This is a genomic window from Rothia sp. HMSC065B04 (assembly GCF_001812285.1).
Classification (GTDB): domain Bacteria; phylum Actinomycetota; class Actinomycetes; order Actinomycetales; family Micrococcaceae; genus Rothia; species Rothia mucilaginosa.
The window spans coordinates 150471-169511 of record NZ_KV808406.1 but is presented as its reverse complement, the minus strand read 5'-3'; the positions used below and the strand labels follow the sequence as shown (position 1 = coordinate 169511).

The window sequence follows — 19041 nt, the reverse complement described above, 5'->3', positions numbered from 1 at the left end:
CGAATAATTCAACGTGCACTTGCATGAAAATTATTTTCCTTTCGGGGGTGTTCTACGTCCTTTCGAGGATTTCTGCACACAGTGCACGCTCACGATAATTCCCCTTATCAATGCGCATTTTTAGGGGTTTAAATGTTGCCGGTATTACGGCGAACCTTACGCCGCTTGTTGAAGGTTTTACGGCATAATAGGAAGGTGTTCGTTCTAACCTTTATTCAACGTTCCGCACAGCACTCACTCACTGCACTGTCGGACGAACTCGCAAAGCTCAACCCGCGTGTTGCCTTCGCCCAGACATACCCTGACGAAATTCAGGGCGCCTTCGACCGCGCCAGCGACGCACTCCACGCGGCGCTCATTGCCGCGCGCGATAACGGCTTCTGGGTCGGCATCGGAATCGGCGAGCTCAACATCCCCCGATTCGCAGGCGCACTCGGCGCCGTCAGCACCACCGACTGCACCGGCGACGCCCTCGAATTCTCACGTCTCGCCGTCGAAGAAGCACAAGGAGGCGCACCCGTACGCTGCATCAGCGTCAGCGCCGACAACCGCCACCTCGCCGACCTCGCCGCAGGCTCCGCACGCCTGCTCTACCGCGTATGCGCCGACCGCACCGACGCCGAATGGCGCGTAGTAAACCTGCTCGTACCCGGCGTACGCGGCCAGCAGAAGGCCGCCGCAACCGCACTCGGCATCACCACCCAGGCGGTCAGCCGCACCCTCGTCCGCTCCCTCTGGCATGAGGAGCAGGCGGCACGCGGTGCGCTCATCGAGCTGCTGACCCGTATTGACCGTTCGCGCCGCCGCGCCACCTAACCGCCGCCGCGCCCCCCTCATTCTTTCGCGCCTGTCAGCCTTCGTACCTGGTACCTGCCAGCCTTTAGTGCCTGCCAGCGCGGAACCGAACACCTGATCCCGCCCGTGATGGTCGCCCCCTGCCAGGGGTGAACTATCCGGGCGGGACGCTTTTTAAACCCGCGCTGAATACCCTGCAGCTCGACGGGCAAAACCAGAGAAAAGGTAGACTTATCTTTATGCCTCTCTCAGAACTTTCCGTCAGCACCCAGAACTACCTCAAGGAAATCTGGAGCCTCGAAGAATGGACCAAAACCCCTGCCACCGCATCCGCCCTGGCAGAACGCATGGGCCTGCGCATTTCTTCGGTATCTGACGGCCTCAAGCGCCTCGCCGCCGCCGACCTGATTGAGCATCAGCCCTACGGCGCTATTGAGCTCACTGAAACCGGCCGCTCCTACGCGCTGGCGATGATTCGCCGCCACCGCCTCATTGAGACGTTCCTCGTGGAGACCCTCGGCTACACCTGGGACCGTGTGCACGACGAGGCGGAGGTTCTGGAGCACGCGGTATCCGACTTCATGGTGGACCGCATCGACACCCTGCTGGGGCACCCGACCCGCGACCCGCACGGCGACCCGATCCCGGACTCTTCGGGGCATATTAGTTTTCCGCAGACCGTGCCGCTGAGCCAGTGCGAACCCGGCGAAACAGTCGTGCTCGAACGCATCAACGATGACGACCCGCGCCTGCTGCGCTACCTGCAGGGCCACGGTTTTGTGCCCGGCGTGCGCCTGCACATTGAGGAGGGTGCGCCCTTCTCGGAGGCGGTGAACGTGAGCGTGGTCGGTGCCGGTTCCGGCAACCTGCACGAGACGGACGCGGCCGGTGCGGTGAAGCCCGGCGGTACCATTATTCCGTTGGGTGCGGAGGCGACCGCCTCCCTGTTCGTGTCCCGCACGGTGCGCTAGATACAGGGCGGTAGCGGCACCCTAGAATTTCAGAAAATAGCGCTAGGCGGAGGTCCCATGAAGGGCCTCCGCCTAGCGCTGTATTGAGTTAGTTTTAGGAAGCTGAGGGCTCAGTTTTCGTTGCGGCAGTGCTGAGTCGGCGGGCGCGCATCCTGCCCAGCAGACCGTAGCGCGGGGCGAATACGTACGCCAGGGCGAACAGTATGCCCTGCGTGACGACCACGGCACCACCGGGGGATACGTCCGCGTAGTAGCTGGCGTACAAGCCGGTCAGCGTGCCCACCAGGGAGACTCCCACGCTCACCGCGAGCATCGGCACGAACCGGTCCGTGATGAGGCGCGCGGTGGAGCCGGGGATGACGAGCATCGCCACGACCAGCACCACACCCACGATCTGCAGTGCCACCACGGAGGTTAGCGCCAGCATAATGAGCAGCAGCGCGCCGAGCAGACGCGGACGCAACCCCACCGCCTGCGCAAAGCCCGGGTCGAAGGCGTACAGCACGAAGTCGCGGCGCTTGACCAGCAGCACGGCGGCAACAATCACCGCGAGGATGGCGACCTGCCAGACGTCCGACCAGGACACGCCCAGCACGTTACCGAAGAGAATATGGTTCAGGTCGGTATTCGACGGCGTAACCGAAATCAGCACCAGACCGAACGCAAACATGGTCGTGAACACGATGCCGATCGCGGCGTCCTCGCGCACGCGGCCGCTGCGCCGCACCCCGCCGATAAGAGTTACCGCCACGAGGGCGGCAACCACCGCACCCACTGCGAAGGGCGCACCAAAAATATAGGCGAGCACCACACCGGGTAGCACCGCGTGCGAAATGGCATCCCCCATAAGTGACCAGCCGAGCAGCACGAGCCAGCAGGAGAGCAGAGCGCAGACGGCGGCGGCAAGCACGGTGACCACGAATGCGCGGAGCATGAAGGGCAGGGTCAGCGGCTCCACCAGAAAGTTGAGGATGTCCATTTAGTTCTTCCCTTCCACAGAGCTGATCGTAGTAGTGCCGGAGGTAGCAGCGCCGGTAGCGACCGACGCGCCGGCGTCCACTTCCATGCCGAAGGCACGCACCAGGTTCTCGGGGGCGAGCACCTTCTCGGGGGTGTCGTGCATCAGAATATCGCCGCGTAGCAGTAGCGCCTCGTCGGCGAACTGGCGCAGGCTCGCCAAGTCGTGCGTGGAAACCAGCACGGTCGCGCCCTCGTCACGCAGCTGTTCGATGACCTGAATGAGCATCGCTTCGCTACGCTTGTCCACGCCGGCGAAAGGCTCATCCAGCAGCAGCAGCTGGGCGCCCTGAGCGATAGCGCGTGCCACGAAGGCGCGCTTACGCTGACCGCCCGAAAGCGCCCCAATCTGACGGTCGGCAAGGTCGGTCAGTTCCACGCGGGCGAGCGCCTCATCCACGGCGGCACGGTCTGCGGCACGCAGGCGGCGGGTGATGCCGAGGTTGCGGTAGCGTCCCATGCTGACCACCTCGCGCACGGAGATGGGGAAGGTCCAGTCGATTTCTTCGCTCTGCGGCACGTAGCTGACGAGCCCGGCGCGGTGATGGTGCGCGTTCTTGCCGCGGCTGCCACGGTTACCGCCGACGGGCTGCCCGTCGAGGGTGATGCTGCCGGCGTGCATGGGTACGACCCCCATGATGGCTTTGAAAAGGGTGGATTTGCCGGAGCCGTTCATGCCGATCAGGCCGCAGATACGCCCGGTGTCCAGGGTGAAGGATGCGCCAGTGAGGGCGCGGACTGGCCCGTAGTTCACGTGCACATTTTCGCAGCTGAGAAGAGTGCTCATTCCTTGTGTTCTTTCTGGTGGTCACCGTATGCGTGGGGCGGGTGTACTTGCTTGCGTGTTGCTGAGTGGGTGCTGTGTGAGCGAGTGTTAACGGCGTGGGAGGAGCGGAGCCAAGAAGGCGACGCCCCTCCTATCCTATCGGGGGTTTGGGGTTTACCCAGGGTTTTCGATGCCGGGGTTGGCCCGGGTTTATGCCGGGTTTATTCGGGGTTTATGCCGGGTTTAGGAGTTGCCCTTGAGGCCCGCAACGATGGTACGTGCGTCGTAGCGGATCATGTCCAGGTAGGTGGGCACGGGGCCGTTCGCCTCGGAGAGCGAGTCCACGTAGAGCACGCCGCCGAATCGTGCGCCGGTGGCGTCTGCGACCTGGCGCATCGGGTTGTCAGAGACGGTGGATTCGCAGAACACGGCGGGAACCTGGTTCTCGCGCACGTAATCGATCGCGGAGGAAATCTGCGAGGGGGTCGCCTGCTGTTCGGAGTTGACCGCCCAAATGTACTTTTCCTTCAGGCCCGCGTCTGCCGCCAGGTAGGAGAAGGCACCTTCACAGGTGACCAGTGCGCGCTGGTTCTCGGGCAGGGTGGAGATTTCCTTGACGAGCTCGTCACGCACGCCCTGCAGCTGCTTCTTGTAGGCTTCACCGCGGGTCTTGTAGTCGGCGGCGTGGGCCGGGTCGAGAGCACTAAATTCGCGAATCATCACGTCCACGTACTTTTGCACGTTGCTGGGGCTCATCCAGGCGTGGGGGTTGGGCTTGCCCGCGTAGGCGTCCTCGGTAATGGAGATGGGCGTGACCCCCTCGGAGACGGTCACGTGCTTAGCATGGGATTCTTCAACGAACTTCGCGAACCAGGATTCCAGGTTCAGGCCGTTGTCGAGCACCAGGTCGGCGGCGTGTGCCTTCTTCAGGTCGGAGGGGGTGGGCTCGTACTCGTGAATCTCTGCGCCGGGCTTGGTGAGGGATTCGACGTTCAGGTCGTCGCCTGCCACGTTGCGGGCGATGTCTGCGAGCACGGTGAAGGTGGTGAGCACGGTCTTCTTGCCGCTGCTGCTCTTAGCGCCTTCGGTGGTGCTGGAGGTGCTACCGCAGCCGGTGAGCACGAGTAGCAGGGTGAGTGCGAGGGCGGCGCAGAGCGCCTGGACGAGGCGGCGTGCGTTGCTGCCTGCGGGGGTGAAAGCGTTCATGAGGCATCCTTCATTGGAAGTCACGGGTTTGAGTATGTGGTTGATGTATGGGATTTGCCGCGCCGGGACGCTAGGGACACGGTTGTGTCTGCGCAGGCATCATAATGCGCTTTTGCCTGTCGTCCCGGGCGGAATTTAACAATAGTTCGGCTAGCCGAACTTTTCAACTAAGCCACACAGAAAACCTTGAAATATTGGCAGAAACCCAGGAGCAGGCGCGCAGAAACACAGGACAGAAGCACCGGCAGATACAGCAAGGAGGCGGGGGCCCCTCCCCCGCCTCCTTACTGCACGCGGTTCTACGGCAAGCTATACGCTCGGATTAGTCGGCAATCTCAACCACGACCGGCGTGTGGTCGCTTGCGCCTTCACCGGCGCGTTCCACCTTATCGATCCAGGCGCGTTCCACGCGCGCGGCGAGCGCGGGCGAGAACAGCTGGAAGTCAATGCGCATGCCCTCATCCTTGGTGAAGCGGCCCGCCTGGTAGTCCCAGTAGGTGTACTCGCCCGGAGTGTGCGGGCGTACTACATCCACCATGCCCTCTTCGAGTAGGGCGGCGAAGGCGCGGCGTTCGGGTTCGGAAACGTGGGTCATTTCGTTGCGCAGGAAGTAGTCTATATCCCACACGTCGGCATCCTCGGGGGCGACGTTCCAGTCACCGACCAGGGCGAGCTGCGACTGCGGGTTAGCAGCCAGTTCGTTGTGCACGTTCTGGCACAGCGCCTCCATCCAGCGGAGCTTGTAGTCCATGTGCGGGTCGGTCAGGCCGCGGCCGTTGGGCACATAGAGGCTCCAGACGCGCACGCCGCCGCAGGTCGCACCGATCGCGCGCGCCTCCAGCACCTCGGGCTCGCCGGGCTTACCGAAGTGCGGCTGATTATCGAAGCCGCGCTGCACGTCCTCAAGGCCCACGCGGGAGGCGATTGCCACGCCATTCCACTGATTCAGGCCGAAGTGCGCAACCTCGTAGCCCATGAATTCGAAGAGGTCGAAGGGGAAGGTTTCGTCCTTGGTTTTGGTTTCTTGCAGGGCGAGCACGTCAACGTCGTGTTCGTCGAGCCAGTCTTCGACGCGGTTCTCACGGGCGCGGATTGAGTTGATGTTCCAGGTGGCAATCTTCATGCCTTCTAGCTTAGCGGGTGCAGAGCATGCACCTTTCATTGCACGGAAGCGATTGCGCGGCGGCACGGGCGCTCGCAACCTGCCAGAACAGCACAGCACCCGGAACAGAGCACCGCCCGCCTGCGCAACCTTCGGGTCGCACCGGCGGGCGGTGAATATATGCGCTAGTCAGCACTGCATCTAGTCAGCACTGCATCTAGTCGGTATTACCCCTAGTCAACGGCTTCCTAGTCAACGGCTTCCTAGTCAACGGCGGGAGTGCCCACAACCTTCAGGCCCTTATCACCGTACGCCTTGAGCATGTACAGGGCATCGGAGAAGTACAGGGGGCTGGCAGGGTTCACCACGTCTGCCACGCCGTCACTGTCGCGGTCCACTTCGGGGTAGGCGCCGAGCGTGCGGGCTGCCCAGCGGTTTTCAGCCTTGAACTGCTCAGTCTTCTTGACTTCGGCACGTAGCGGACGGCGAATCTGGCGCAGGCGTGCGGCACCATCGGGGCTACCTGCGGCACGATACAGGAACGCGGCGAGGGTGTGGCGGGTGGCGTAATCGTCCGGGTGGAAGAGCCCGTCATCCCAGCCGGAGGTGATGCCCGCATCCGCTGCCCAAATGTACGCAGCATAGTTGGGGTCGGTGGTGGGCACGTCCTTGTAGGGCGAGGTTTTCGGGAGGTCCTTGACGGTCGGGGATCCTGCCATACGGTAGAGCATGCGTACGAGCTGGCCGCGGGTGACAGTTGCGCTGCTGTGGCGGCGGGTGACGGTGTATTCTTCGCTGTCGAGGTAGCCGTGGCAGACCGCCCACACGCCGGGGGTGGCGCTCATGGTGCCGAGGAAGTTGGCGACGCATTCGGCGTAGCTGGGGTCGTTCTTGGGCTGGTGAAGTTTGATGAGGCCGTTGGCTGCGGCAGGTTCGGCGGCGTGAGCTACAGCCTGGTGGGAGGCGATGGCGGAGGTGCCTGCGGGTACGGCACCGAGGGCGAGTGCGAGAGTGAGTGCGAAAGTGCGGCGTGCGCGAGTGGTGGGTGTGAGGACTCGGGAGATAACCGGAAGCATGGATTTTTCCTTATGTAATTGTGGTTGGGAACCGGCCGGAAGGAACCGATTTTTGGGTCGACTGCGGGGTCGCCAAATGGAGCGAATAAGAAAAGGGGGAAGGAGTGCGTTGAGGAATAGTGAGAAGCGGCAATGAATAGGAGCTGACGTGCGGCGATACGCGGTTTTGGTGTGTACCAATGATGTGCGTGTTCCGTATACTGTCGCACGGCTATGGTGGTGCACAGTGAATGGACTGTTTTACACCACCATAGAAAGTTTAAAGTACATATTAATATTTTATTCAATATTTAATTGAGACTTTTATCAACTAAAAATTAAACATTGTTCTAAACGACAAAGCAGCTGCGAATGGTATGTATTCCATTCGCAGCTGCCCTGATTCTTAGCCGACATGTGGCGGTATAACGCGCCCACTAGGGCACACGCGCCTCCCTCTCGATTCACAGGAAAGTTCCGAACCGGTTCGGGCGTGTCTACTAGCCTCTACTAGCCGCGCATCACGTTATAGGCTTCCTTGGTGAGCTGACCGGCGGGCGAGGTGGAGTGGCGCAGCTCCTCAACCTCAATGACCACGTTCGCGCCGATTGCGCCGGTAACGTACACGCGGCGGCCGAGCATATTACCCTCACCGATGCGGTCGTCCTTGGCGGTGCCTTCAGTGATGCGCAGGTCGTAAATCTTGTTTTCAATGTAGAAGCCGTACAGGGAGGCGGGCTTCTCCGGCGGGTTGTAGGAGACGGGCGCGACCATGCGGGTACCGCGCGCGTTACGGCTGATGTACCAGTTAGCGGCCTCGTCGGCACCGGCGGCACCGCTGACGGTGCCAGCCCAGCTGGAGCCTTCCGCTTCGCATCCGATAAAGATGTTGTGCGCCCACTCAACAATCCAGCCGTGGCCCGCGTTGGAGCGTGCGGTGCAGCCGATGAACATGTTGCGTTCACCCTGCACGATCCAGCCTGCGCCGGCGTGGCGGGTGGCGGGCTCGTAGAGGGCGTTCTTGTTGCTGGTGCGGTGGTTGCTGTTGCTGGAGCAGTTCTCGAACTTAGCCTGCGCCGCGTACACCTCGATACCGGCGTAGGAGCCGCCGCTGAGATTCGCCTCGGCAACGTCGATACCGCGCAGCTTGTTGTCTGCCGCGCCGGAGTTCTGTCCTTCATTGGGGCGGCGGGGGTGGCCGGCGGGTTTGCCGAGCAGCAGGCCCTGGTTGAGGGTGCGGCGGATGGTCACGTCGTCAATTTTCATGCCCTGGTCATCCAGACCGAGTACGGCGACGCCGATGGCGGTGTCCCAGACTTCCACGCCGGCGATAACGGGCACGATGTCCGGTTCGTTGAGCATGTCGCCGGTCAGGTGGGTGTGGAAGATGACGCCGGCGACGTTATTCAGCGGGGCAGTGTGCGCATCGAGCGGGTAGCTACTGATGGGGGTATTTGCGGCATTAGTGCGGATGTGCAGGTTGCGTACGCCCATACGCATGGGCTTGTTGGCGTTGTAGTTGCCGTAGACGGGGGTGGTGTAGCTGCCGACGTGGAACACGCCGGTGTATTCGGTGTGGCCGTTGGCGGTGGTGGGGATGGCGCGGTCGGAGTGCGCGATGACGACGGTTGAGGAGCCGTAGCCGAAGATTTCGACGCGGTGCTTGATGTCGATGAAGGGGTAGGAGACGCGGTAGATGCCGCGGGGTAGTTCTACGGATCCGCCGCCGCGTGCGGCGACAGCGTCGACGGCACGCTGGATGGCTACGGTGGAGTCTTTGGCACCGGTGGGGTCTGCGCCGTAGTTGATGGCATTGATGCTCATGGGCGTATCGGGCATGAGGGGCTCAATTCTTTCGATGGATACCGCGTTCGGTGCTGAAGGCGGCGTGGTGAGTGAATTGAGTGAATACGGCAGTATGCGGTGAATACGGTGCTGAGTGAGTACGGTGCTGCGTGGGTGCAGTGTTGAGTTTGTGTGGTGCGGTGTGTTGGGCGCATTTCTGCGGGTGTTTTGGCGTGTGCGGGTCTGTGCACCGGCAGACCTGCCTCCTGCTCAAGGGTACCGCATTGGGCGTGTGGAGGCGACGACCGGGCACTGTGATGCCCGCTCCCCTACCCTGTTTTTCTACGGTTTTTCGGCCGTTTTGGGTGCGGGTTAAACGCCGAGGGGCGGGGATTACTCCCCGCCCCTCAAAGCGTAACCGCCTTTAGTTATGGAATCCCACAGTCAGTTCTCCCCCACATGGCTAGCTTTAGTACCAAGTAACATGCCTCGCACCAACGCGTGACCGTCCCCGAAAATGGGGAGAAGGAATATGACGTGGGTAAGATACCACCAATGAAGCCCGTAATTGACAGGTAACGCCCACAGGATTGCCCCTGCCACAATACAGGCACCCGGTCCAGCAACTGCAACAGCTGCTACTTGTCGGCCCGTCATGTAACCGTGTGGATGCAAGCTCACCCGTAAAGGCGTAATTTCAAGTGAAACTATTCCAACATTCGGAGCTAAAACCCGCAAAGCGATCAGATGCGCTAATTCATGAATCATGAATCCCAACGTCAATCCGCCAAGCGCATGGATCAGAACCCATATCAGCGGCTCTGCAAGTCCTGGCGCACCCGCACTGGTAGCCCAGAGAATCATGCCTACAGTACATCCGCACCATATCGCAAGGAACCACCGTAACGACCGCAACATAGCAACCGCTAAATGCCTCGATTGATGAAGCAGGGATGTCTCCTGTAAAAGTTCAAGAGTTCGCCGACTCATCCCTTAGGATTTCTCTGCAATGAGCTGAGCACGGTAGGCGGAAAGTCGGTTATACGCCACAATCACAGCAAAGATGACAAACGTCAAGAGAATGAGCGTCACTACGACGGGCACAGGATTTACCATGCTCATTCGCATACTAACTCCCCCGCCCGGGAGTGCAATTGACTCCAAGAGCATCGCGCCAAAGAACGCCTCTCCCATAGGACTATTCTCGCCCAAGCTAAAGAGCGTATAGATGGTACTTCCGGCGACTACCAATACGGTGACTACTGCAGCAGTAGCAAGCGAATAAATACTATAGGTGAACCATTTCATGGCGCACTCCTTTTTCATTACGGGAAATTCCCAAGACACTAAAGAACACGGCGAATCCAAGAAGCACCGCAATGATGGTCACGTTAACCTCCGTTGGGAGCCCAAACATATTCAGGCCCAAAGCAAAAGTTGCCACCACCGAGAGCAGAAGAATCACACCAATAACCACAGAGAATGGATTTCCCTTTTCAGGCGGGAAGATAATACCCACAAGATTAGTCATGACGATAGATACCAGCCCAAACCCAAAAACGGTCAGGATATCTGATAGCTGACCTCCTTGCGCTAGATAAACTGTTCCAAGAACTGCACCTAGCGCAAGCATGATAGTTGCCTGCGAACCGATCAGCTGAAGGTAAAACACACCTGCCGATTGGCGGAACGGAGTAAGGCGACGCAGGGGTTCAGAAGATGCATACGCGTAGATTCCCAAGAAAGCCGGGAGCATAATGTACGCCGGAGGCGCATTCCAGCTCTTCCAAGGAATTGCGAAAGCTGCCACCACAGCAGATACCAGCACAAACTGGTTCTCGAAGCTACGGAACTGCATCAGCACCAAAGCGCCAAATCGCGTGTTAGCAAGGCTTCCAGGCAGAGCAAGGAAGTAGCTCCTGAGCGGAGTGTAGTCCTTCGGCGCAATTGCTATAGCTAGAGCTAGTAGCAGTCCACATACTCCTAGCAAGGCGAGTACAGCACCCGCTGCTCCTAGCGGCCCTCCGATAGCTTCCTCAATACGGAGAAACGCCAGCTGTGGCACCCATGGGGCCGTATCTTCGAGCAAACGAATCCGCATGTATTCGATGCTCTGGTCGCGCATCAGGCTAAATGCAACAGCCATAAGACCTGCAAGAAGAGCAGGAATCACAAGACCGCGCAAACGTGCCATTCCCACGAGGGCAAGGAGTTGCTCTACTCCCAAATGAATTACTAGCAGAATCAGGTAAGTAACAAGAGCCGGTGACACAACACCAAAGAGGAAGAGCTCCGCAGCTTTCCACCCCACGACAATGCTACAAGCAATAGCCAGCGCACTTGAAAGAGCAATAGTAGCTGTTCCGACAAGAAGCATCTCGAATACAACACTCGCAATCAGACGTTCTTTATTGGTCGCGGGAAGAGTGTACGTAAGTTCTGTTAGCTCATCTGCTTTCAGGAATAGGATTCGCACAATTGTGTAAAATGCGGCAACCCAAAAAATAGATGAGATACCCATTCCTTCCAGAATCGGCGCTATTATTTCCGGGTTATTAAATGTTTGCCTAACAACGCTGATACTCAGCAGAACATATCCTGCGTATAGCGCTAAGACACCAAAAAATGCGCCGTAACGAATTGGTCGATTTGCCAGAACTCCCCTTCCTAAAACACGGCGGCGCAGGAAGAGGAAATAGAAGTGAACGAGCTGATATACCGCGCTGAACCTCATAGGTCCCCCTCGATTTCATCCACAGTTTTTCGGACCATAGCATCGAGAGTTCCATAGCGCTCTAGAAGAACGTCGGTAGCGTCATCCTCGAGCGCTACGCCGCGGTGGAGGAAGGTAACACGGTCTGCGCACCTTTCTAGAAGCGTGAAATCATGGCTACACAGCAGGATTCCGCACCCTTCATCGCGTAATGTGCGCATATCTCGTTCAAAGGTGTAAATTGCATCGATGTCGATTCCGTTAAGCGTCTCATCAATGAGAGTAAGCGGTCGACGCAATAGCAACGCTGCAATGAGCTGAGTTTTCTTGCGCATGCCGTGGGAGTAGTCTTCCATCAGATCATGCTGTCGACCTGTCATCTGGTAACGCTTAAAGTACTCCGCCACAGCATTCTCATCCACTTTCTCCTTGTACAGAGAGTGGATAAAACGCAGGTACTCCATACCGGTCAGGAATTCCGGTAGATAGTCGTTACTTGCCAGGTACATCAAGGAGGTGCGAGCAGCAAGGCTCTGGTGCTCATGACCGCTGATCTGAATATCACCCTTCTTGGAGTGCAGGAGGTTACTTATCAGTTTCATGAGCGTGGATTTTCCAGAGCCGTTAGGTCCAATCAATCCATGAATTTCTCCGGAAGAAACTTGGAGATGAACGTCGGTGAGGGCGGGTTTCCCAGCCCCGTACGCGTAGGTAATATCGTGCGCGTCAAGAAGCATATATGTCACACCCTTCATCGTGTGTTAACTAGAAACTATTGGTGATTGCCAAGTTATGCCTGAGCGCTCAATGCGCCTGCGGTCATGCAATCAACGATGCTCGCACGGAACCTAAACAGTGGATACTGCCAACATTTTTACTGCTTCAGACCGTGTTGCCTTCCGTGACCAGTCCAAATACAGATAAGTCCAGTCTGGTTGTACGCCAGGCTGGGCTCATGCACTTAAGTGTAATATATTTGAGTGTGTATCACGACACTATCTAACTAAAAAATTTTCTCATGAGGTGTTTAAACGCCGAGGGGCGGGGATTACTCCCCGCCCCTCAGGCGTATGCGTTTTAAGATTTTGTAATCACGAGCCTCAGCCCGCGCAGCTCAACCCGTGAGGGTTAGCCCATGAACACGCCGTTGCCGCGCTTCTCCAGCTGCTTCGGCGCGAAGGTTGCGTGGCGGATGTGGTCCACCTCGATGAGCACATTATCGCCCATAGCGCCGGTCACGTGAACGCGGCGGCCAACCATGTTGTTATCACCAATACGGTCATCCTTCGCGGACGCAGTCGTAATGTGCATATCGCGAATGTTGTTCTCAATGTAGAAGCCGTACAGGGAAGCCTTCGCCCAGCTGTAAGGGTTGTGCGAGCGAGGAGCCACGAAGCGGCTACCGCGTGCGTTACGGCCAATGTACCAGTTCGCTGCCTCGTCGCCTCGAGCAGCGCCGGTAACAGCATCCTGGAAGCTGGAGGACTCGCCCAGGCAGCCAATGAACTGGTTGTTGCCCCACTCCACGAGCCAGCCGTGACCGGCGTTCTCCTGGGCGGTGCAGCCAATGAACATGTTGCGGGTGCCCTGAATGAACCAGCCTGCACCCACGTGGCGGGTCTTCACTTCGTACAGGGCGTTCTTACCCTGGTTACGCTTGTTGAACCAGCTGGTGGACGCCTCGAACTTGGACTGAGAAGTGTAAATCTCAATACCGGCGAAGGTGCCGTAGCTCATGTTTGCGTCAGAGACGTCAATCATGGAGAACTTGTTATCTGCTGCGCCGGGGGTGTCACCCTCACGGGGGCGCAGCGGGTGGCCGACGGGCTTACCGACCAGCAGGCCCTGGCGCAGGGTCTGGCGGATGCGCAGCTTGTCAATCTTCATGCCCTGGTCGTCCAGGCCCAGGATTGCAACGCCAATGGCGGTGTCCCAGATTTCGATGTTGGACAGGGTGGGCACTGCGTCCGGCTCACCGGGGTTAGCGTCCGCAATGCGGGTGTGGAGGATGACGCCTGCAACGTTGTCGACGGGCTGGGTGTGCTTCTCCAGGAAAATCTGGTTGCTCTTAGAATCCAGCGGCAGGTTGTACTTGTTGGTGCGGATGAACAGGTCACGCACGCCCATACGCATGGGCTTGTTCTGGTTGGTGCCACCGCTCATGGGGGTGGTGTAGCTACCGGTGTGGAAAACGCCGGTGCATTCGTAGCTACCGTTCTTGGTGGAGGGAATACCCTTGTCGGTGAAAGCGACGATTCGGGTTGCCTGACCGTGGCCGAAGATCTCGACGCGGTGCTTCATTTCGATGAAGGGGTAGGAGACGCGGTACATGCCGCCGGGAATCTCCACAGAGCCGCCGCCCTGCGCAGCAACATCATCGATAGCCTTCTGGATAGCACTAGTGGAGTCTCGTACGCCGGTGGGGTCAGCGTTGTACTTGGAATCGCATACGTTCACGCTCATGATGGTAGCCATGGAGTGTCCTCTTTCTTGGCGGATACAGACAGCGATTAGCGCATAGATGGAATCTAAGCGCGTCATTAAGCTGAGTGTATCCAGTTGTGTTTGAGTGAATAAATGGTTTTGAGCTTCCTTCCGGTTGAGTGAGTGAGTCTCTTCCGGTGTGGGATGCGGGCGGGGAGTGAATCCGCTGCATCAATGCTCGTGGGCGGTGTGAGGGAGTGAATCTCAACCATTCCCACATGAGTCATAAATTCTTGCATACAGGATGCAAATCTGTCTAACCCATCGACAAAATATTCTAGGGCAAAATTGGGGCTTTTTCACCGCTCAACACCCGATAGTGTTGATTGTCTCGCCGGTCACTTTGGTGCAATAGAGTGCAGATAACCCACAGAAAACCAACTGACAAGTACTAATGCCACATTTTGCACGTAAATGCACTAGTCAGAGAGTTTTTCGATGAGTGCGCGCTATATCACTTCATAGACAGATCATCCAGACCCAAAGAACCCATTAAAACCCCTCATCAGAGGCTTATCTCACAGGTTCAGAGGTGCCCGCGCGTATCCGTCGGAGCGCCCATCAGGGAGCCAGCCAAAGAGCCCAGCAACCACCCCGGCAAGCACCCCAGCAGACAGGTTTCAAACCCCCTACTGAACTTCCTTCGCGGAGGCGGCACCCACCACATCCAGGCGCGCATAGCGGCCCGCAAGCCAGGTGCAAATCATCAGCTGAACCTGGTGGAAAATCATGATTGGCAGCATCATCAGACCCAGCGAACCCGCACCAAAAATAATGATCGCCATCGGCAGGCCGGCCGCCAGCGACTTCTTCGAACCGCAGAACTGAATCGTAATGCGGTCGGCGCGGTTGAAGCCCAGACGCTTAGCCAGCTGGTCGGTCAGCCACAGCATGAACACCACAATGATCGCCATGAGCACAATCAGCAGCACAATCTGCCACCACGCCACGCGCGTCCACACGCCCTGCACCACGGAGGCGGAGAACGCCGAATACACAATCATCATGACCGAGAACTTATCAAGCCACTTGGTGGTCGGCTTCTTGGCGAATTCCCCCACCCAGCGGCGCGTCAGCTGACCGAGCACGAACGGCAAGAACAGCTGAATGGCGATATCCAGAAAGACGGTGCCGGAGAACTCAATATGGCCCGTGTTCATCAGCAGCATGGCGAGCAGCGGGGTCGCTACCACACCCACAATCGAAGAGAGCGAGGCGCTCACAATCGCCGCCGCCACGTTACCGCCCGCAATCGAGGTAAACGCGATAGAAGCCTGCACGGTCGAGGGCACAAAGGTCAAGAACAGAATGCCCATGTACAGCCCATCACCGAGCACAAAACGCAGCGGGGAGAGCGCCAAACCGACCAGGGGGAACAGCACGAACGTGCAGCTCAAAATCATCAGGTGCAGACGCCAGTGGGTCAGGCCGCGAATAGCCTCCGCGGTGGAGAGGCGAGCGCCGTACAGGTAGAACAGCAAGGCGACCGCGAACTTCGTTCCGGTGCTGAACCATTCGGCGAAGTCGCCGCGCGCAGGCACGATAATGGCGAGGATGACCGCGGTAATGAGCATGGTCAGTAGCGGGTCGAGTTTGATGGAGCGAAGTGATGAAAGCATGGTTTCCATTCTATGACCGCACCCCGCGGCGGATGCTGGGGCGGGCGCATCTTCTCACCTGGGGGTCACACGGGATGCTCAGGAGTGCGCAGGAGGCGGTTAACAGCCGAACCCGCCGGAGTGCCTTAGCACCCCGACGGGTTCGTGAAAGGTTATTGAGCTGTGCGGCTCAGATGAGGCGGTCAGAGGAGGCTCAGCGGCTACTTCTTGTCGCCGTCGAAGCCGTAACCGTACGAGCCGCCCTCAGAGGAGTTGTTGCCGTACTGGCCGTAACCATACTGCTCGGGCTGGCCATTAGGCTGACCGGCAGAGGGCTGCTCAGGTGCGGGCTGGCCTGCACCATTCTGGCCTGCACCATTCTGACCTGCGGCAGGCTGACCGAAGCCGGGCTGCTGACCGTAGGCAGGCTGATTAGGTGCGGGCTGACCCGGTGCGGGCATCTGCGGGCCACCGGGAGCACCCGGTGCCGGCACGCCACCGGCGGCAGCGTACGCATCCCAACGCTGACCGTGGAAGGCACGAGCCTGCTCGGTGAGCCAGCCAGCAAACAGCGTAGAGTTCGCATCAAACTCGGGGGCGTTCTCGGGCTTGGAGTACACGTCCACGGTTTCCAGGGTGTGGTCTGCCCAAGCGTCCTGGTGTTCACGCATGAACTCGGTGGACTGAATCGGGTCGGGCCACATGTGCACCGGCTCCGCCGCCGGAATCAGGACAGGAACGCGCGGTGCGGTGTCCTTGACCGGGTTCTCAGTCGGGCGCCAGAACAGGCGGCCGGGCTGGGTGCGGTCACGCAGCGCATGCGCACGCCAGGTGAGGATGGGGTGGCTTGCCAGGAGGTTCACGTACCAGACGGCAAGGCCGCGGTCGGTCACGGCACGGTCGGCAAGCTCATCGAAGTTGACCTGCTTGTTCAGGTACTTACCTGCCGCAAGCACCTTGACAGCACCCTCAGCGCCCTCGGGGCAGAAGCGGTAGCCGAAGTTGTCGGCGGTGTACTCCTGCGAGCGGGACAGCGCACTCGACAGCACCGGAATCTGGTTGAACAGCGTGGTGAAAATCAGACGGAAATAACCGACGTGACCTGCGGCGATGTGGCCCACCTCGTGGCCAATGATGAAGCGCAGCGCCTGCGGATCACGAGACTTACCGCCGATCTCGAACAGGTCAGAGTACAGGCAGATGTAGCGGCGGAAGCCGTGACCTGCCGCGAAAGCGTTCATGGTGCCGTTACCGAGAACAACGTAGGCATCCGGCACGCGGCGCAGGCCCGCTGCCTCCGCTGCTTCGGCGAGCATCTGGTACGCCTCAGGGAACTGGGTCGGGGTGATGCGCACACCGCGAACACGCTGCTGCGCGTAGTAGATTGCACGAACAATGAAGATGGCAATCGGGCCCAGGATGAGCAGACCAACCGTCTGGAAAATCAGGTCTTCCAGGCTTGCGGAGGTGCTACCGGAAGGTACGCGAACCGAGCCTTCACCGGTTGAGCTGAAGACGTAACGCATCATCGAGCTGAACAGGTCAGCCAGCGCCATGAACAGCACAATGTAGCCGACCGCGGTGACGGCGTAGGCGGCGACCAGCCACGGAATTTCGGAGGGGTGACGCAGCGCGTGCAGCACCTTCGGCGGCAGCATCGACTGGTAGGCGAAGAGCTTCGGCTGGGGCAGGGGGCTGACCGGCTTCTGGCGCTCGTCTTCGGGGAGCCAGCCGGCGGAGAGGTCCTGCGGGAGGGGCTCACCGGGGGCACGGAATGCCTGCTGGCCGGGCTGGGCGTTGAACTGTCCGCCGGGCTGCTGGTGGTTTTCAGGGGGTTGAGTCATGTCTCGTCCGCTTCGTATCGAGTGTTATCTGATTCCACTCTATCGTTTTTGGGCACTTACTAGTGAATGTGAATGCGCTTTTTCTCATAGAATGCCCATTCGCGACGCTACAGTACGCCCCAGCATCGGAATACACCGCGCCGGAATACACAGCGCCGGGGCGCGCAGTGCAGAGACTCAGGGACACACAGTGCAGGGGGCGCACCGCCTTGCGGGCATAAGTAATCCGCCGCGGCACCCATACGGAATGGGTACCACGGCGGATAACTTTACGCTCAGTCGCCTACACGGCGGGGTGCGTGGGGCTTAGAGGCTCTTGACGAGTTCCTCGGTAGCCTCAGCGATAGCCTTCTCCTCGTTGGTGGGGATGACCAGCACCTTGATAGCGGAATCCTCGGTGGAAATCACGCGCGGCTCGGGGGAACGCTTAGCGTTCTCTTCCTCGTTGTACTTGATGCCGAGAGCGCCGAGGCGGTCCAGGACCAGCTTGCGGAAGTCACCGGAGTTCTCGCCGATACCTGCGGTGAAGATCAGTGCCTGCGCGCCGCCAACAACCAGGTTGTAGCCGCCAATGTACTTCATCAGGCGGTAGGAGGTCATGTCCAGTGCGAGCTGTGCACGCTCGTCGCCGGACTGTGCAGCCTCAACAACCTTACGCATGTCGTTGGAGCCAGCCAGTGCGAGCAGACCGGACTCCTTGTTCAGGATGGTGTCCAGGCGTTCACCGTCAATGCCCTCACGGGACAGGATGGTGGTCAGTGCCGAGGGGTCAATGTCGCCGGAGCGGGTACCCATGATCAGGCCGGCCAGCGGGGTGTAACCCATGGAGGTGTCGACGGACTTGCCGCCCTTCACAGCGGTCACGGACGCGCCGTTACCGAGGTGAGCAACAATGCCGTTGAACTCGTCGCGTGCAATGCCGAGCATGTCAGCTGCAACGTGGGAGACGTACTCGTGGCTGGTGCCGTGGAAGCCGTAGCGGCGGATGCTGTACTTGTCAGCCAGGTCGTAGGGGATCGCGTAGCGCCATGCTTCTTCGGGCATGGTGGAGTGGAACGCGGTGTCGAAGATAGCAACCTGCGGCAGGGAGGGCCACTTGTGCATTGCTGCGCGCATGCCCTGAACGTGTGCGGGGTTGTGCAGCGGTGCCAGCGGGGAGAGGTCGTCGATCTGCTGGACAACTTCCTCGGTCAGCAGGGTGGGGTGGGTGAACTTCTCTGCACCCTGCACCACGCGGTGGCCGACTGCCTGCAGCTCGCGGCCGTGCAGGACGGGCTCAAGCTTCTCGGACATGATGTCGAATGCGACCTCGTGGTTGGGCACGTCGGTGCCGATGTTTTCGACGAGGCCGGAGGTCAGCATCTGCTCTGCCTCGGGCAGGGAGGTGTCACGCACCTGGTACTTCAGGGAGGAAGAACCGGCGTTCACAACGAGAATAAGCATGAAAGTATCTCTTTCGTAGTTTTCTTTTCTGCTCCATTCTCGCACTTTTCGAGCCTGCGTGCGAGACGGCCCCGACTGTGTTTTTAACGGGGGTTTTTATCGCGGGCGGTATCAGGGCATTGTCGGGTGCAGGAGGGGCGGGTGTGCACAGTGTGGCGCCGTACTCGTTCAGAAGTGCCACCGACGAATCGGTCCAGGCTATAAGGTTGGCCCTATAGATTCGCATTTCGTCCTCGATAGTTCTTGGAGAAAAACGTAGTAC

15 protein-coding genes are annotated in these 19041 nt (G+C 59.3%); 2 read left to right on the top strand and 13 right to left on the bottom strand.

What is annotated here, in order from left to right:
* Nucleotides 1–195: 195 nt before the first annotated feature.
* Together HMPREF2845_RS00750 and HMPREF2845_RS00745 are read left to right on the top strand one after the other, a co-directional pair.
* Complete coding sequence (locus tag HMPREF2845_RS00750; RefSeq protein WP_005507641.1) at nucleotides 196–816, top strand: hypothetical protein; 621 nt, start codon at nucleotides 196–198, stop codon at nucleotides 814–816.
* A gap of 218 nt (nucleotides 817–1034) precedes the next feature.
* Nucleotides 1035–1766, top strand: coding sequence for a metal-dependent transcriptional regulator (locus tag HMPREF2845_RS00745; protein WP_005504316.1), 732 nt, complete (start codon nucleotides 1035–1037; stop codon nucleotides 1764–1766).
* A gap of 94 nt (nucleotides 1767–1860) precedes the next feature.
* On the opposite strand, the gene HMPREF2845_RS00740 is transcribed toward HMPREF2845_RS00745, so the two are convergent.
* From HMPREF2845_RS00740 to HMPREF2845_RS00680, 13 genes are all read right to left on the bottom strand, one after another.
* A complete protein-coding gene (locus HMPREF2845_RS00740) occupies nucleotides 1861–2745 on the bottom strand; it encodes a metal ABC transporter permease (RefSeq protein ID WP_049346253.1) in 885 nt (294 codons plus the stop codon).
* Entirely contained in the window at nucleotides 2746–3570 is an 825-nt protein-coding gene (locus tag HMPREF2845_RS00735) for a metal ABC transporter ATP-binding protein (protein WP_049346251.1), read from the bottom strand.
* Between the two features lie 222 nt (nucleotides 3571–3792).
* Nucleotides 3793–4755, bottom strand: coding sequence for a metal ABC transporter substrate-binding protein (locus HMPREF2845_RS00730; protein ID WP_005507646.1), 963 nt, complete (start codon nucleotides 4753–4755; stop codon nucleotides 3793–3795).
* A 322-nt stretch (nucleotides 4756–5077) separates the two neighbouring features.
* Nucleotides 5078–5878 (bottom strand): exodeoxyribonuclease III, encoded by an 801-nt coding sequence (locus HMPREF2845_RS00725; RefSeq protein ID WP_049340486.1) that lies wholly within the window; start codon nucleotides 5876–5878, stop codon nucleotides 5078–5080.
* A 242-nt stretch (nucleotides 5879–6120) separates the two neighbouring features.
* A complete protein-coding gene (locus tag HMPREF2845_RS00720; RefSeq protein ID WP_049346249.1) occupies nucleotides 6121–6933 on the bottom strand; it encodes an S-layer homology domain-containing protein in 813 nt (270 codons plus the stop codon).
* A gap of 489 nt (nucleotides 6934–7422) precedes the next feature.
* Entirely contained in the window at nucleotides 7423–8736 is a 1314-nt protein-coding gene (locus tag HMPREF2845_RS00715; protein WP_246824578.1) for a glycoside hydrolase family 55 protein, read from the bottom strand.
* A 954-nt stretch (nucleotides 8737–9690) separates the two neighbouring features.
* Nucleotides 9691–10005, bottom strand: a complete 315-nt coding sequence (locus tag HMPREF2845_RS00710; RefSeq protein WP_070633642.1) for a hypothetical protein — start codon at nucleotides 10003–10005, stop codon at nucleotides 9691–9693.
* Complete coding sequence (locus tag HMPREF2845_RS00705; protein WP_070633640.1) at nucleotides 9986–11431, bottom strand: hypothetical protein; 1446 nt, start codon at nucleotides 11429–11431, stop codon at nucleotides 9986–9988. Before HMPREF2845_RS00705 ends, HMPREF2845_RS00710 begins: the two co-directional genes overlap by 20 nt.
* Nucleotides 11428–12147 (bottom strand): ABC transporter ATP-binding protein, encoded by a 720-nt coding sequence (locus HMPREF2845_RS00700; protein ID WP_083308716.1) that lies wholly within the window; start codon nucleotides 12145–12147, stop codon nucleotides 11428–11430. Before HMPREF2845_RS00700 ends, HMPREF2845_RS00705 begins: the two co-directional genes overlap by 4 nt.
* A 391-nt stretch (nucleotides 12148–12538) precedes the next feature.
* Nucleotides 12539–13885: a glycosyl hydrolase family 28-related protein gene (locus HMPREF2845_RS00695; protein WP_070633636.1), complete on the bottom strand. Its 1347-nt coding sequence runs from the start codon at nucleotides 13883–13885 to the stop codon at nucleotides 12539–12541.
* 638 nt (nucleotides 13886–14523) lie between these two features.
* Nucleotides 14524–15522: a bile acid:sodium symporter family protein gene (locus tag HMPREF2845_RS00690; RefSeq protein WP_371260498.1), complete on the bottom strand. Its 999-nt coding sequence runs from the start codon at nucleotides 15520–15522 to the stop codon at nucleotides 14524–14526.
* A gap of 191 nt (nucleotides 15523–15713) precedes the next feature.
* Nucleotides 15714–17336, bottom strand: coding sequence for a M48 family metallopeptidase (locus HMPREF2845_RS00685; protein WP_070633634.1), 1623 nt, complete (start codon nucleotides 17334–17336; stop codon nucleotides 15714–15716).
* Nucleotides 17337–17642: 306 nt separating this feature from the next.
* Complete coding sequence (locus HMPREF2845_RS00680) at nucleotides 17643–18779, bottom strand: acetate/propionate family kinase (protein WP_005504300.1); 1137 nt, start codon at nucleotides 18777–18779, stop codon at nucleotides 17643–17645.
* Between the last annotated feature and the right edge of the window lie 262 nt (nucleotides 18780–19041).